Source organism: Zhihengliuella salsuginis (assembly GCF_014651715.1).
Classification (GTDB): Bacteria; Actinomycetota; Actinomycetes; order Actinomycetales; family Micrococcaceae; genus Zhihengliuella; species Zhihengliuella salsuginis.
This window is the reverse complement of the sequence record NZ_BMXK01000007.1, coordinates 79,855-93,855: the sequence shown is the minus strand read 5'-3', so window position 1 is coordinate 93,855 and position 14,001 is coordinate 79,855. Positions and strand designations below refer to the sequence as shown.

The 14,001-nt window shown below is 69.4% G+C and carries 12 protein-coding genes; 9 read left to right on the top strand and 3 right to left on the bottom strand.

Annotated elements, in window-relative coordinates:
• Window positions 1-63 precede the first annotated feature (63 nt).
• From IE069_RS09230 to IE069_RS09220, 3 genes are all read left to right on the top strand, one after another.
• Window positions 64-666, top strand: a complete 603-nt coding sequence (locus IE069_RS09230) for a helix-turn-helix domain-containing protein (protein ID WP_189349853.1) — start codon at window positions 64-66, stop codon at window positions 664-666.
• 94 nt (window positions 667-760) lie between these two features.
• Window positions 761-2,323, top strand: a complete 1,563-nt coding sequence (gene istA / locus IE069_RS09225) for an IS21 family transposase (RefSeq protein WP_189349852.1) — start codon at window positions 761-763, stop codon at window positions 2,321-2,323.
• Window positions 2,320-3,066: an ATP-binding protein gene (locus IE069_RS09220; protein ID WP_189349851.1), complete on the top strand. Its 747-nt coding sequence runs from the start codon at window positions 2,320-2,322 to the stop codon at window positions 3,064-3,066. Before istA ends, IE069_RS09220 begins: the two co-directional genes overlap by 4 nt.
• 179 nt (window positions 3,067-3,245) lie before the next feature.
• Here the strand turns inward: IE069_RS09220 and IE069_RS09215 are convergent, their stop codons facing one another.
• Complete coding sequence (locus tag IE069_RS09215; RefSeq protein WP_189349850.1) at window positions 3,246-3,617, bottom strand: hypothetical protein; 372 nt, start codon at window positions 3,615-3,617, stop codon at window positions 3,246-3,248.
• A 57-nt stretch (window positions 3,618-3,674) separates the two neighbouring features.
• On the bottom strand, window positions 3,675-4,850 hold the full coding sequence (locus IE069_RS09210; protein WP_229791050.1) for a benzoate/H(+) symporter BenE family transporter: 1,176 nt from the start codon (window positions 4,848-4,850) through the stop codon (window positions 3,675-3,677).
• A gap of 128 nt (window positions 4,851-4,978) precedes the next feature.
• Here IE069_RS09210 and IE069_RS09205 point away from each other — a divergent pair, with 128 nt between their 5' ends.
• Entirely contained in the window at window positions 4,979-6,778 is a 1,800-nt protein-coding gene (locus IE069_RS09205; RefSeq protein ID WP_189349849.1) for a proline--tRNA ligase, read from the top strand.
• A gap of 22 nt (window positions 6,779-6,800) precedes the next feature.
• Window positions 6,801-7,634: a sulfite exporter TauE/SafE family protein gene (locus tag IE069_RS09200; protein WP_373287806.1), complete on the top strand. Its 834-nt coding sequence runs from the start codon at window positions 6,801-6,803 to the stop codon at window positions 7,632-7,634.
• A gap of 28 nt (window positions 7,635-7,662) precedes the next feature.
• Here the strand turns inward: IE069_RS09200 and IE069_RS09195 are convergent, their stop codons facing one another.
• On the bottom strand, window positions 7,663-8,697 hold the full coding sequence (locus IE069_RS09195; RefSeq protein WP_189349848.1) for a hypothetical protein: 1,035 nt from the start codon (window positions 8,695-8,697) through the stop codon (window positions 7,663-7,665).
• A 148-nt stretch (window positions 8,698-8,845) separates the two neighbouring features.
• On the opposite strand from IE069_RS09195, the gene rimP reads away from it, so the two are divergent.
• The 4 genes from rimP to infB all read left to right on the top strand — a co-directional run bounded on the left by rimP (window position 8,846) and on the right by infB (window position 13,978).
• Window positions 8,846-9,415, top strand: a complete 570-nt coding sequence (rimP, locus tag IE069_RS09190; protein ID WP_189349847.1) for a ribosome maturation factor RimP — start codon at window positions 8,846-8,848, stop codon at window positions 9,413-9,415.
• A gap of 1 nt (window position 9,416) precedes the next feature.
• Complete coding sequence (nusA, locus tag IE069_RS09185) at window positions 9,417-10,406, top strand: transcription termination factor NusA (protein ID WP_189349846.1); 990 nt, start codon at window positions 9,417-9,419, stop codon at window positions 10,404-10,406.
• 217 nt (window positions 10,407-10,623) lie between these two features.
• Window positions 10,624-10,953 carry a YlxR family protein gene (locus tag IE069_RS09180; protein ID WP_229791049.1) on the top strand — a complete coding sequence of 110 codons (330 nt, stop codon included), beginning with the start codon at window positions 10,624-10,626 and terminating at the stop codon, window positions 10,951-10,953.
• Between the two features lie 163 nt (window positions 10,954-11,116).
• Window positions 11,117-13,978 carry a translation initiation factor IF-2 gene (gene infB, locus IE069_RS09175; protein ID WP_189349844.1) on the top strand — a complete coding sequence of 954 codons (2,862 nt, stop codon included), beginning with the start codon at window positions 11,117-11,119 and terminating at the stop codon, window positions 13,976-13,978.
• Window positions 13,979-14,001 lie beyond the last annotated feature (23 nt).

Below are 14,001 nucleotides of genomic sequence, written 5' to 3'. Positions count from 1 at the left end.
ATCGATCGTCGGGCGGGGCACGGCCCCGGCTGCGTAGCTTGAAAGTGAGACAGGGAGGCCGACGTGCAGCAGTGGAATCAGGCGATCGAGATGATCGAAGCGGATCTGGCCGCGGACATTGACATCGCCGACGTCGCACGGGCTGCGGCCACGAGCGAATACCACTTCCGCCGGATGTTCTCGACGCTGGCCGGAATGCCAGTCTCGGAGTACATTCGGCGCCGGCGGATGACCATCGCGGCAGCGGACTTGATCCGCGGCGAAGGCGTCCTAGAGACGGCCGTGAAGTACGGCTACACCTCGGCTGAAGCATTCACGCGGGCTTTCAAAGGCGTCCACGGGATCAGTCCCGGGGCCGCGAGAACATCCGGAGCATCACTGGCTTCCCAGTCTCGACTCTCATTTCATCTACGAGTAGAAGGGACGACCCCGATGAAGCACCGGATCGTCGACATGCCCGCATTCACCCTGGCGGGCCTTTCCGCCACCGTGCCCGTGATTCACTCTGGGCCCAACCCGCACATCATTGAGTTCGAGCGGTCCATTGCTGCCGAGACGCGAGAGCGCATCGCTGGCCTCAACGACGTCGAACCCACTGGTGAATATTCGCTTCGTTGGGGTCCATCAGTCGTGCCTTCGGGGGCCGCTGCGCTGATTCCCGGATAGCGGGCTTGGGGGCCGGCAGTGGGGTGCTCGGGGGCCACCATGCTTAGGCTCCTTCTGCCGTGTGTATAGGGCACACGGCAGAAGGAGAAGATCAATGGTACGAAAGATCAGAGCGAAGCTCGTTCTGCAGTTGCGGGCGGAGGGGCTCTCCGGTCGGGCGATCTCCGCGTCGCAGGGAATGTCGCGCAAATCCATCACGGCGGTGCTGGAAGCCGCCGACGCTGCCGGCCTCGGCTGGGACGAGATCCGGGACCGCCCGGAGGCCGAGGTGTACGAGCTGTTGTTCCCGGGTCGCGGTGAGCATCAGAGCGTGTTCGCCCAGCCGGACTGGGACAGGATCCACCGTGAGCTGGCCCGGGTCGGGGTGACGCTGAAACTGCTGCACGGCGAGTACCTCGACGCCTGCGCAGTGAGGAAGGACCCGGCGATGGGCTACGACCGGTTCTGCCGCACCTATCAGCGCCACGTGATGGTCACCGGCGCCGCTTCCCGCGTCGGCCACAAAGCTGGTCAGACGGTCGAGGTCGACTGGTCCGGACCGACGATGCAACTGCATGATCCGGTGACGGGGCAAGCCAGGACGGTGTACCTGTTCGTCGGATGCCTGCCGTTCAGCCGGTACGCCTTCGTCGAGCCGACCCTGGACATGAAGCAGGACGCCTGGCTGCGGGCCCACGTGTCCATGTTCGAAGCGTTCGGCGGCACGGCGCCCAGAATCGTTCCCGACAACCTCAAGACCGGAGTCATCAAACATCCCAGAGACGGCGAGATCGTCCTCAACGACGCCTACCGGGAGCTCGCCGCCCACTACTCCGCGGCAGTGCTGCCCGGGCGGGTGCGGCGGGCGAAAGACAAGGCCAGCGTGGAGAACACTGTCTGGCATGTCGCGATGCGCGTCATCGCCGATCTGCGGGACCAGCGGTTCGCCACGCTGCCCGAGCTCAAGGCCGCGATCACCGAGAGAGTCCGGGACTACAACGCCGAGCCGTTCCAGAAACGGCCCGGCTCCCGGGCCAGCGTCTTCAAAGCGGAGGAGAAGCCGCTGCTGACACCGCTGCCGCAGATCGCCTACGAGATCAGCCGGTGGGCCTACGGCCGCAGGGTGGCCCGCAACGGCCACGTGTCCTGGGAACGGAACTACTACTCGGTCCCGTTCGCGCAGATCGGCGCGAGAGTCGACCTGCGCGTCACCGACCGCACCCTCGAGGTCTATCGGGGCGCCGAGCGGCTGAGCAGCCACCTGCTGCTGCCCGAGGGCTCGGCCAACGAGTACCGCACCAACGACGCCGACCTGCCCGCCGGGCAGAAGTACCAGCCCTGGGATGCGCCCAGAGCGCGTGAATGGGCCGAGCGGATCGGGCCGAACGCGGTCGTCGTCGTGAACCGGATCTTCGAGTCCGTGCCCGTCGACGAACAGGGCCTGGACGCCGCCCGCGCCGTGCTGCGCCTGGTCCGGAGGTGCTCCGCCGACCGCGTCGAGGCGGCCTGCCGGATCGTCCTGACCGGACCGGTGCGCTCACCGCGGTACGCGCACCTGCAGCCGATTCTGGCCACCGGACAGGACCAGGCCGAATGGCTCAGACCCTCACGGGACGAGCCCGTCGAACACGGCGGGTACGTCCGCGGCGCCGACTACTACGCGGGAGGGGCCAAGTGAGCGGGATCGATCTGGAAACCAAACGCAAACTGCGCGAAATGGGGGCAGCACCGCTGCTGGAGGCCCTCGAGGAGCAGGACGAGAACCTCACGCTCGGCATGGGCTTCGAGGACCGGCTCCGGCTCGTGGTCGATGAAGCGCACTCCACGTTCAACCACGCCAAGATCGAAGGCCTGATCCGGCGGGCCGGGCTGCGCTACCCGGGGGCGGACCTGCGCCGGCTGGACCGGGTGGACGAACGCGGGCTGGACCGCAACGTCATCGCCCAGCTCGGCACGTGCTCGTTCATCGACCGGCAGCAGAACGTCGTCCTCCAGGGCTTCACCGGTTCGGGGAAGTCCTACCTGGGCTGCGCGCTGGCCAAGCAGGCTTGTCAGCACAGGATCCGGGCCCACTACATCCGCATGCCCGACCTCGAGGAAGCGTGGGCGATGGCCAGAGACAAGCCGCTGGGGACCACGAAGTTCCTGAAGAAGTACGCGGCGTTCACCCTGCTGGTGATCGACGAATGGCTCCTGGACCACCCCGACGAGGCCATGCGCAGCATGCTCCTCGAACTGCTCGAGCGACGCTACGACACCGCGTCGACGGTGTTCTGCACCCAGTACGCGAAGAAGGACTGGCACCAGCGCCTCGGCTCCGGAGTCCACGCCGACGCGATCATGGACCGGATCGTGCACAACACGATCTGGGTCGAGACCGGATCCCACAACATGCGTGAGCACGCCAGCGTGACCGCGTGAAAGAACGTCGTTGGGAGCCGGTGGCCCCCGCGGCTACGGCTGCTGGCCCCCAACGGCAAGATCACTGGCCCCCGAAGGCAATATTCAGTGGCCTTCAAACCTCCGAATACTCAGGGCGCGGCGTAGTCGCCAGCGGGGCCGGGCGCGTGGGCGTCCGGCCCCGTGGACAACATCAATATTCAGCGCAGGACTGTCACCGAACTATCCTCGTTCTCCGTCGCGGCAAGTTGCCCGCTGGCCCGAGCTGCCTCGCGCGCGCCGACGTGCAGCGCAGTCAAGGCTCGTCGAATGCCGATGAGCAGCAAGACCAGCCCGAGAACGGTGCCCGCCGTGGTCGGGAACCATACCCAGCCAAAGGTGGCCGTGTTCACGGCTGAGAGGGCGCCGTAATTGGCGAGGGCGGCCAGTGGGAAAGTCAGCATCGGAGAGAGAACAAGCAGGACCACGCCCCAGATGACGAACCCCGCGCTCGGCTTGAGGGTGTCGTGGGCAGGCTCCGTGGGCTCCTCAGGGGTGTCGCGGCGGATCGGCGGGTGAGTCTGGCTGCTCATCGGTTCCCCTCGGCTCTACGGTCGGAATCTAATGTCCGACACGATGTATCTTTGCCGTCAGCCTACCGGGGAGCGCCGGCGCAGCGTCAGCATCAGCAGCCCGCCGGCGATCAGGCCCCAGAATGCGGACCCGATGCCGCCGATCGTCACCCCGGACGCAACCACCAGGAAGGTCCCGAGGGCCACCAGACGATGGTCCTCGCGCTCGAAGGCAGTGCCGACCGCGTTGATCATGGCCGTCATCAGGGCCAGGCCGGCGGCCGCCTGGATCAGCGACTCCGGAGCGGTCTCGACCAGCAGCGTCGCCAGCGGCGCGGCCAGACCCAGCAGGACGTACGTGATGCCGCCGGAGAACGCCGCGATCCAGCGGTCCTCGCGGTTCGCTCCGGCCTCCGGGCCGGCCATGATGGCGGCTGACAGGGCCGCGAGGTTCATCGTCGGCGCACCGGCCAGGGCGCCGAGGCCGCTCGCGGCGCCGGTGGAGAGCAGGACCGGCCGGGCGACCGGCTGCCGGTAGCCGAACGTCGTCAGCACGGCGAAGCCGGGGATGTTCTGCCCGGCCATGGTCACGATGTAGAGCGGAACACCCAGCGCGACGATCACGGCCGCGTCCCACTCGGGGACCACCAGCTCGACGTGCGGCCACGTCAGCGGGGCGCCGGCCGGCGTCGTACGGGCGTAGAGGGCGACCGCGACGGCGGTGGCGAGCATCGCCGCCGGGACCGCGGCACGCGGGGCGAACCGCTGGGCGATCAGCCAGACGACGACGATCGGCAGCGCGTAGGCGGGCAGCTCGACCGACGCCGTGACCGGGGCCAGGCAGATCGGGAAGAGGATGCCGGCGAGCATGGCGGCCGCGATGGACGGCGGGATGCGGTTCACGAGGTTCCCGAGGGCCGGCCAGCAGCCGGTGATGACGATGAGCGCGGCGCAGACGATGAACGCGCCGACGGCGGCCGCGTAGTTGTCGGTGACCCCGCCCGCGGTGACCAGCAGGGCCGCGCCCGGCGTCGACCAGGCGAAGGAGAGCGGCAGGCGCGTCCTCCAGCTCAGGACGATAGCGAGGACGCCCTGAGCGACGCAGACCATGAGCAGCGCCGACGAGAGCTGGGCGGCGCTCGCACCCACGGCGGACAGGCCCGCGAGCACGATCGCGAACGACGACGCGAAGCCCGTGACGGCGCCCATCAACCCGGCGGTGATCGGCTGTGAGATATCGGAAAGGGTGCGCACGAGGCATTACCCTAGCGGCGGCGGACTGGTGGCGCGAAAAAGCGCGGAATGACGCTAGAGTGGGAAGCCTGCATACCGCCGAGGGCGGGAGTGAGGTCTGAACTGAAAGAACGTCGATCGGAACGCTAGTGGCACTTCGCCTTTCCACCCTGTTTTTGCGCACCCTCCGGGACAATCCTGCCGATGCCGAGGTCGCGAGCCACCAGCTGCTGATGCGCGCCGGTTTCATCCGCCGCGCCGCGCCGGGAATCTACACCTGGCTGCCGATGGGCCTGAAGGTCCTCGCCAAGGTCGAGGGGATCGTGCGCGAGGAGATGAACGCGATCGGCGGGCAGGAGGTCTCCTTCCCGTCGCTGCTGCCGCGCGAGCCGTACGAGCAGACCGGCCGCTGGGAGGAGTACGGCGAGGGCCTGTTCCGCCTGAAGGACCGCAAGGACGCGGACTACCTGCTGGCGCCGACGCACGAGGAGATGTTCACCCTCCTGGTCAAGGACCTGTACAACTCGTACAAGGACCTGCCCGTGTACCTCTACCAGATCCAGCAGAAATACCGCGACGAGGCCCGCCCGCGCGCCGGCCTGCTGCGCGGGCGCGAGTTCATCATGAAGGACTCCTACTCCTTCACCATCGACGAAGAGGGGCTCGAAGAGGCCTACCAGAAGCACCGCGCGGCGTACCTGAAGATCTTCGCGCGCCTGGGCCTCGAGGTCGTCCCGGTCGCAGCGACCGCGGGCGCCATGGGCGGCTCGACGTCCGAGGAGTTCCTGCACCCCACCCCGATCGGCGAGGACACCTTCGTCCGCTCCGACGGCGGCTACGCCGCCAACGTCGAGGCCGTCACCACGGTGGTCCCCGAGGAGATCCCGTACGACGACGCCCCGCCCTTCCAAGTGCGCCACACCCCGGACTCGCCGACGATCGCCACGCTGGTCGAGTCGGCGAACGAGCTCGTCCCGCTGGAGGACCGGGCATGGACCGCCGGCGACACCCTGAAGAACGTCGTGCTGGCGATCGTGCATCCGACGGGCGAGCGGGAAGTCGCCGTCGTCGGCGTGCCCGGCGACCGCTCCGTCGACATCAAGCGCGTGCAGGCCAACATCGGGGCACTGATGGAGATCAGCGGCGAGGTCGCGGTCGAGCAGGCCACCGACGAGGACCTGCGCTCGCACCCGCTGCTGGTCAAGGGCTACGTGGGACCGGGCCTCGGCCTGGACCACCAGGTCCTCGGTTCCGAGGCGGCGACCGGGCTGACGTACTTCGTCGACCCGCGGGTCGTCTCCGGCACCACCTGGATCACCGGCGCCAACGTGCGCGGCCAGCACGTCTTCGGTCTGGTCGCCGGACGCGACTTCGGCTGGGACGGCACGATCGAGGCCGTGGAGGTCCGTGAGGGCGACGCCTCGCCGGACGGCTCGGGCCCGCTGCAGACCGCCCGCGGGATCGAACTCGGCCACATCTTCCAGCTCGGCCGCAAGTATGCAGAGTCCCTGCACCTGCGGGTCCTCGACGCCAACGGCAAGCAGGCCACGGTCACGATGGGCTCCTACGGCATCGGCGTCACCCGTGCCGTCGCCGCCATCGCCGAGCACTACCACGACGACAAGGGCCTCGTGTGGCCGCGCAACGTCGCCCCCGCCGACGTGCACGTCATGGTCACGGGCAAGGGCGAGGAGCTCATCAATGCGGCGGAGAAGCTCGTCGGCGATCTGGAGGGCCGGGGGATCGAGGTCCTCTTCGACGACCGCCCCAAGGTCTCGGCGGGCGTGAAGTTCGGAGACGCCGAGCTGATCGGCGTCCCGACCGTCGTCGTCGTCGGCCGCGGCTACGCCGAGGGCGTCCTCGAGGTCAAGGACCGGGCCTCCGGCGAGCGTGAGAACGTCCCCGTCGGCGAGGCCGCCGACTACGTCGTCGCCGCCGTCCGCGGCTGACGCCCGGACGGCCGGGGGAACGGTGGAACTGTTCACGGGTGATGCGTACGCCTGGCTGACGGGGTCGGGACTGGAGGGGATCCAGCTCGGCACCCTCGTGCTGGTCCTCGTCGTCGGCTTCGCCGCCGGATGGGTCGACGCCGTCGTCGGCGGCGGCGGCCTGATCCAGCTGCCCGCCCTCCTGCTCGTCCCCGGCATCACGCCGGTCCAGGCGCTCGCGACGAACAAGATGGGCTCGATCTTCGGCACGACGACGAGCAGCATCACCTACTACCGCCGCGTCCATCCGGACCTGCGGACCGGGATCCCGATGGCCCTCATCGCCCTGGCGGGCAGCTTCGGGGGCGCCATCGTGGCCACACTGCTGCCGGCCGAGGTCTTCAAACCGATCATCGTCGCCGCGCTCGTCGCGGTCGCGATCTTCACGGCCGTCAAACCCACAGTCGGCGAGCTGACGATGCTGCGCCACGCCGGCGCCCGACACCACGTCGTCGCCGGCGTGATCGGCCTCGTGATCGGCTTCTACGACGGCATGATCGGCCCGGGAACCGGGTCGTTCCTCATCATCGCGATGGTGGTGTTCCTCGGCTACAACTTCCTGGAGTCCTCCGCGAAGGCGAAGCTGGTCAACATGGCCACCAACCTCGGGGCCCTCGCGTTCTTCCTCCCGTCGGGCCACCTCCTCTGGGGGCTGGGCCTGGCGCTGGGGCTGGCCAACATGATCGGCGGATACACGGGGGCGCGCATGGCGATCCAGAAGGGCAGCCGGTTCATCCGGGTCATTTTCCTCATCGTGGTCACCGCGCTCATCGCGCGCCTCGGATACGACGTCGTCCGCGACGTCGTGCTTCCCTGATCTCCGGCGCCCCGCTCGCCGGGTGCCGTCAGCCGGCGTCGACCGCGGCCAGCTCGAACCAGCCGCCCTCCGCGGCCAGGTGCACCGCGGCGAAGGCCCGCTCGATGAGCGCGGGGCGCGCGGCCGGATCGGCCGCCGCCGCAGCATCGCGCAGGGAGAGCGCCAGCCGGGCCTCCGCCGAGCGGATCGCCTCCGCGAGGTCATCATCGGCCGGGACCGCGTAGGCGCTCTCGCGCAGCGCAACGCACCCGTCGGGCAGCAGCCCCGCGAGCCGGTCGCCGAGGGCGGCCCGCTCGGTCGCGTTCGTCCACCACCGAGCGGCAGCGTCGTCGGGTGCGTCCTGCGGGCGCGGGGTGTCGCGGCGGACCGCCCCGAACTCGTACAGGTACGCGAGCCGGTAGGCCTCCCCGGCCGCGGCGGACACCGCCCCGCACCGTTCCGCCGCCACCGCGGGGCCCTCGGCGCTCGGCTCGGGGTCCCCGAGCACGTCCTCGCGGACGGCCGCGGCCGCCTCCGGGTCGAGCTCCGCCAGCGCCCGGACCTGCTCCATGCCGACCGCGACCAGGGTCCGGATCCGCTCGGCCGGCACGGTTCCCGCGCCGGCGTCCCGGGCCTCGGGATCGGCCTCGACGGTCACGGCGCGCTGCAGCGTCGCCCGGGCGGCGGCCTCGAGCTGTCCCGCCAGCCCGTCCAGGTCCGCGGCAGGCTCGATCACGGCGGGAGGGGGTGCGACCTCTGGAATCCAGTCGAAGTACGGTTCGACGCGCTCGGGCGCGCCGATGAGGTCCGGGTGGGCCTGCAGCGCGTGCACGACGTCGTCCGGCGCGCCGGCGCCCGCCGTCTCGGCGGCCGCGGCGAGGGCCGCCACGTGTTCTTCGACACGCGGCTCGCCGGGGGAGTCGTCGCGGTGGGCTGCGCCGGTGACAGCCGTCGTGCCGAGCGCCAGGACGATCGCGCCGAGCAGGACGAGGACGGCCAACCGCCGCGTACTGCGGAGGAATCGCCGCCACAGCGGGGGGCGCCGTCCGGGGCGGGGAGCAGTGTGCTTGGCGTGCTGACTCATCACCGTCGATCCTCCCACGACCCGCCCGACGGCGGCCGGCGCGACGCGTTCGCGCCGCATTCGCTGCGCCTCGCGGGGGCAGCGGTCAGCAGAGGCCCGCGAAAATAGATAGTCTGGTGCGCACAACATCGAATATGTGGGAGGAACAATGCCCGGCAAGCCGGTAGACGCCCAAGCGGAGGCCCAACGCCTCGCGGAGTACCTGAGGCCCGCCATCGCCTCCCACGATCTGCTCCTCGAAGAGGTGGAGATCCGCTACTCCGGCCAGCAGCCCGTAGTCCACGTGGTCGTGGACCGCGCAGAAGGCACGGAGGGCGTAGATCTCGACACCATCGCCGAGGTGTCCCAGTCGGTGTCGACGGCGCTGGACGCGGATCCCCGCGACACGGGCGCCCCCTACGATCTCGAGGTCTCCTCGTTCGGCGTGACCCGTCCGCTGACCGAGCCCCGCCACTGGCGCCGCAACCTCGGCCGCAAGGTCACGGCCAACCTCGTGGGCGAGGAGAACATCACCGGACGCCTGGCCGAGGTGGGCTCCGCCGGCGTCGTGCTGGTCCCCGAGATCCAGGTGAAGAAGGGCATGAAGCCCAAAAGCGGCGACCCGGTCGAGCTGGACTTCGAGCAGATCCGCCGCGGCAAGGTGGAAGTGGAATTCAACCGGCCGGACACCAGTCCGGACGTCGAAACGATCGTTGACAGCAACGAAGAGGAGGCCTGAGATGGATATCGACATGAGCGCGCTGCGCCTCTTGGTCAGCGAGCGCGGCATCTCGCTCGAGAAAGTCATCCCGACCATGGAGCAGGCACTGCTGGCGGCCTACCACAAGACGCCGGGCGCCTTCACTGCCGCCCGCGCCGAGGTGGACGAGAAGTCCGGGCACGTGACCATCTGGGCCAAGGAGATCGAGAAGGACGGCACCGTCGTCGGCGAGTTCGACGACACGCCTGAGGGCTTCGGCCGTGTGGCCGCCTCCACGGCGCGCCAGGTCATCATGCAGCGTCTGCGCGATGCAGAGGACGACCAGATCCTGGGCCGCTTCAAGGGGCGCGAGGGTCAGCTCGTCTCGGGTCAGATCCAGCAGGGCAACAAGCCGCACATGGTGCAGGTCGACCTCGGCGAGGTCGAGGCCCTGCTGCCGCCGCCCGAGCAGGTGCCCGGGGAGACCTACCCGCACGGCGGTCGCATCCGCGCCTACGTGACGTCCGTGGCCAAGGGCACCAAGGGGCCGTCCGTGACGCTCTCCCGCACGCACCCCAACCTCGTGCGCGCGCTCTTCGAGCTCGAGGTCCCCGAGATCGCCGACGGCTCCGTCGAGATCATCGCGCTGGCCCGCGAGGCCGGGCACCGAACCAAGATCGCAGTGCGTGCCACGAAGGCCGGCATCAACGCCAAGGGCGCCTGCATCGGGGAGATGGGCACCCGCGTGCGGGCCGTGATGAACGACCTCAACGACGAGAAGATCGACATCGTCGACTTCAGCGAGGACCCCGCGGACTTCATCGCGTCCGCGCTTTCCCCTTCGAAGGTGTCTTCCGTCACGATCGTCGACGAGGCGGTCCGGCAGGCGCGCGTCGTCGTGCCCGACTACCAGCTGTCCCTCGCCATCGGCAAGGAGGGGCAGAACGCCCGTCTCGCCGCGAAACTCACCGGCTGGCGGATCGACATCGTCTCCGACGCGCAGGCGGCCGGGCAGCAGGCGGCCGACTAGGCGGCACCGGCCGGATTCGCCGCGCAGGCCGGGCCCCAGCGGGGGTCCGGGCGTGGGGGGAGCGCGAGATGGTGCAGAAGCGTTAGACTAGTTCGTGGTTTGCCCTCCGTTCGCGTCGCCAGACGCGTGCTGCGGGGGCGGACGGGCAGGTCAAAGCGACGCGCCGAGGGCACCAGTTGCCCGGGGCGCGGTCGGCATTCGGAAGATGGAGCGTCACGTGAGCGAGGTCAAACGCCCGCAGCGGACCTGCATCGGATGCAGGCAGGTCGCCGACCAGTCTTCCTTGCTGCGTTGGGTGTTGACCCGGGACGACGACGGACAGTCGGCCGTCCCGGATCCATTCCGACGCATGTCCGGACGCGGTGCATGGATGCATCCGCGGCCGGAATGTGCCGCCGAGATCATCAGGAAACGGGCATTCTCCAGGGCTTTCCGAGCCCCGGTCCGCGTGCCCGCCGAAGAGGAGATCTCAGCGGCCATCGACGCGTTCACGACTCGTGACCGCGGCGACTCAACCGTTCAACCTGAAAGCGGGTCAGAAATCTGATGGCAACCCGATGAGTGGCAAGCGATGAGCGCCTAGCTATGAAGCAAAGGTTATGCGCCGAAGCAGGTGTGCCGTCTTTCGACGCGCACCGCAGACGTAAGAACATGACGGTTCACTCCTAGCAACTTCCAACGTGCGAGGGGCGGACCGAGACAGGAGAAATGTGGCCAAGGTCCGCGTACACGAGCTCGCGAAAGAGCTCGGAATTCCTTCCAAGGAAGCCCTCTCGAAGTTGCAGGAAATGGGCGAATTCGTTCGTTCTGCCTCCTCGACCATCGAGCCCCCCGTAGTCAAGAAGCTACGCAGCGCCTACCCGAATGCGGGTGGCGGTACGGCGGAGAAGTCCGCCAGCCCGGCTGGCAGGCCCGCGCCGAAGCCCTCCACGGGAATCAAGCCGGGCCCCAAGCCCGCGCCGAAGCCCGCACCAGAGGCTGAAGCGCCCGCCCCGGCGGCTGAAGCACCGGCGCCGAAGGCTGAAGCTCCGGCTCCGGTCGAGTCCGCGCCGGAGGCCCCCAAGCCTGCCGCGAACTCCGATGCACCCAAGCCGGGCGCTCCGAAGCCCGGAGCCCCGAAGCCGGGTGCTCCCAAGCCGGGCGCTCCGCGTCCGGGCAACAACCCGTTCTCGTCGCAGCAGGGCATGCGCTCGCGTGACGGCGGCGGTCGCTCCGGCGGAGGCCGCAGCGGCGGTCCGCGTCCGGGCAACAACCCGTTCTCGTCGCAGCAGGGCATGCGCTCGCGTGACGGCGGTGGCGGCCGTCCGGCCGGCAACCGTCCCGCTGGCGGCCAGGGTGCCCCGCGTCCGGGCGGCGCGGCAGGCCAGGGCGGTCCCCGTCCGGCAGCTCCGCGTCCCGGTGGCGCGGCAGGCCAGGGCGGCCCCCGTCCGGGAGCTCCGCGTCCCGGCGCCGCAGGCCCCGGTGGCGGTCCGGGCGGCGCACGTCCGAACCCGAACATGATGCCGCAGCAGCGTCCGGCACCGGCTGCCGGCGGCGGTCGTCCCGGCGCCGGCGGACGTCCGGGCGGCGGTCCGGGCGGCCCGGGTCGTCCAGGCGGCGGTCCCGGCGGCTTCCGCGGCGGTGGCCGCGGTCGCGGCGGAACGGCCGGTGCCTTCGGCAAGGGCGGTTCGCGCGGCAAGCAGCGCAAGTCGAAGCGCGCGAAGCGTCAGGAATTCGAGCAGCAGAACGAGCGCAGCTTCGGCGGTGTGAGCGTCCCCAGGGGCGACGGCAACACCATCATCCGCCTGCGCCGCGGCGCTTCGGTCGCGGACTTCGCTGAGAAGATCAATGCGAACCCGGCCGCGCTCGTCACGGTCCTGATGACCCTCGGCGAGATGGCGACGGCGACGCAGTCGCTCGACGAGACGACCTTCGAGCTGCTCGGCGGCGAGCTGGGCTACAAGGTGCAGGTCGTCTCGCCGGAGGACGAGGAGCGCGAGCTGCTCGAGACCTTCGACATCGACATCGACGGCGAGCTGGATGCCGAGACCGAGGAGATGCTGGAGGCGCGTCCTCCGGTGGTCACGGTCATGGGCCACGTCGACCACGGCAAGACCCGTCTTCTGGATGCGATCCGCAAGACGAACGTGATCGAGGGCGAAGCCGGCGGCATCACCCAGCACATCGGCGCCTACCAGGTGCACACCGAGCACGAGGGCGAGGACCGTGCGGTCACGTTCATCGATACGCCGGGCCACGAGGCCTTCACGGCCATGCGTGCCCGTGGTGCCAAGGTCACGGACATCGCCGTGCTCGTGGTCGCCGCGGACGACGGCGTCATGCCGCAGACCGTCGAGGCGCTGAACCACGCCCAGGCGGCGAACGTGCCGATCGTCGTCGCGGTCAACAAGATGGATAAAGAAGGCGCGAACCCGGACAAGGTCAAGGGGCAGCTGGCCGAGTACGGCCTGGTGCCGGAGGAGTACGGCGGCGAGACCATGTTCATGCCGGTCTCGGCGATCAAGAGCGACGGCATCGAGGACCTCCTCGAAGCCGTCCTGCTGACCGCCGACGCCGCGCTCGACCTGCGTGCCAACCCGGACAAGGACGCTCGCGGTATCGCGATCGAAGCGAACCTGGACAAGGGCCGCGGCGCTGTCGCGACCGTCCTGGTGCAGTCCGGCACGCTCGCCGTCGGCGACACGATCGTCGCCGGCCACGGCCACGGCCGTGTGCGTGCGATGTTCGACGAGAACGGCGAGGCGCTCGACGTGGCGCTGCCGTCCCGTCCGGTCCAGGTGCTGGGGCTGTCCACCGTGCCCAGCGCCGGTGACACGTTCCTGGTGACCGACGACGAGCGCACCGCCCGTCAGATCGCCGAGAAGCGCGAAGCCGCGGACCGCAACGCCCAGCTGGCGAAGCGCCGCAAGCGCATCACGCTCGAGGACTTCGACCAGGCTGTGGCCGAGGGCAAGATCGACACCCTCAACCTCATCCTCAAGGGCGACGTCTCCGGTGCGGTCGAGGCTCTCGAGGACTCGCTGCTCAAGATCGACGTGGGCGACGACGTGCAGCTGCGCGTCATCCACCGCGGCGTGGGCGCCATCACGCAGAACGACGTCAACCTCGCGACCGTGGACAACGCCATCATCATCGGCTTCAACGTCCGTCCGGCCGAGCGTGTCGCCGATCTGGCCGACAAGGAGGGCGTCGACATGCGCTTCTACTCGGTCATCTACGCGGCGCTCGACGACATCGAGAACGCGCTCAAGGGCATGCTCAAGCCGGAGTACGAAGAGGTCCAGCTGGGGTCCGCGGAGGTCCGCGAGGTCTTCCGCTCGTCCAAGTGGGGCAACATCGCCGGTTCGATCGTCCGCTCGGGCGTCATCCGCCGCAACACCAAGGCCCGCCTCGTGCGGGACGGCAAGGTCGTGGCGGACAAGCTGAGCATCGACTCGCTCAAGCGGTTCAAGGACGACGCGACCGAGGTCCGCACGGACTACGAGTGCGGTATCGGTCTGGGCTCCTTCAACGACATCAAGGAAGGCGACATGATCGAAACCTTCGAGATGCAGGAGAAGCCGCGCGTCTAACTGACGCGCACTGACGATGACGG

Excerpts from the sequence above, each read along its gene's own strand:
- istA (WP_189349852.1), top strand. The coding sequence starts at position 761 with ATGGTACGAAAGATCAGAGCGAAGCTCGTTCTGCAGTTGCGGGCGGAG.
- IE069_RS09215 (WP_189349850.1), bottom strand. The coding sequence starts at position 3,617 with ATGAGCAGCCAGACTCACCCGCCGATCCGCCGCGACACCCCTGAGGAG.
- IE069_RS09195 (WP_189349848.1), bottom strand. The coding sequence starts at position 8,697 with ATGAGTCAGCACGCCAAGCACACTGCTCCCCGCCCCGGACGGCGCCCC.
- rimP (WP_189349847.1), top strand. The coding sequence starts at position 8,846 with ATGCCCGGCAAGCCGGTAGACGCCCAAGCGGAGGCCCAACGCCTCGCG.
- nusA (WP_189349846.1), top strand. The coding sequence starts at position 9,417 with ATGGATATCGACATGAGCGCGCTGCGCCTCTTGGTCAGCGAGCGCGGC.